This is a genomic window from Deinococcus multiflagellatus, assembly GCF_020166415.1.
Taxonomy (GTDB): domain Bacteria; phylum Deinococcota; class Deinococci; order Deinococcales; family Deinococcaceae; genus Deinococcus; species Deinococcus multiflagellatus.
In genome coordinates, this window is record NZ_JAIQXV010000071.1 from 1 (window position 1) to 731 (window position 731).

The following is a 731-nucleotide window of genomic DNA, read 5'->3' on the forward strand; positions in this document are numbered from 1 at the left end:
GCATGGGGCAATAGCTGGGCGGCGAGAGCGTGGCCGACCTCGTGGTAGGCGGTGACCTTGCGGTCGGCCTCACGCACCACCAGCGAGCGCCGCTCCGGGCCCATCAGCACCCGGTCACGCGCCTCATCCACATCCCGCATCGTGATCCGCCCCCGCCCCGACCGCGCCGCCAGCAGCGCCGCTTCATTGAGCAGGTTCTCCAGATCTGCCCCCACCATCCCCGCCGTCCGCCGCGCAATCACCCCCAGGTCCACCCCGGCATCCAACGGCTTTTTGCGGGCATGAATGCGCAGGATCATCTCCCGGCCCCGCACATCCGGCGCGTCCACCACCACCTGCCGGTCAAAGCGCCCTGGACGCAGCAACGCGGCGTCGAGCACATCGGGGCGGTTGGTGGCGGCCAGGATGATCACCTCCTGTCCACTGCCAAAGCCGTCCATCTCCACCAGCAACTGATTGAGGGTCTGTTCGCGTTCATCGTTGCCGCCCTGGAAGCCCAGGCCGCGCTTGCGGCCCACGGCGTCGATCTCGTCAATGAAGACGATGCAGGGGGCCGACTTGCGGGCCTGTTCAAAGAGGTCGCGGACGCGGGCAGCGCCGACGCCGACGAACATCTCGACGAAGTCGGAGCCGGAGATGGAGAAGTACGGCACCCGGGCTTCGCCAGCGACGGCTTTGGCGAGGAGGGTTTTGCCGGAGCCGGGGGGACCGACGAGGAGGACGCCGTGGGG

General features: G+C 68.7%; 1 protein-coding gene. It reads right to left on the reverse strand.

Annotated elements, in window-relative coordinates; genetic code table 11:
• Positions 1 to 731 (reverse strand): AAA family ATPase (locus tag K7W41_RS23355; RefSeq protein WP_224612948.1); only part of this gene is annotated, 731 nt, incomplete at both ends.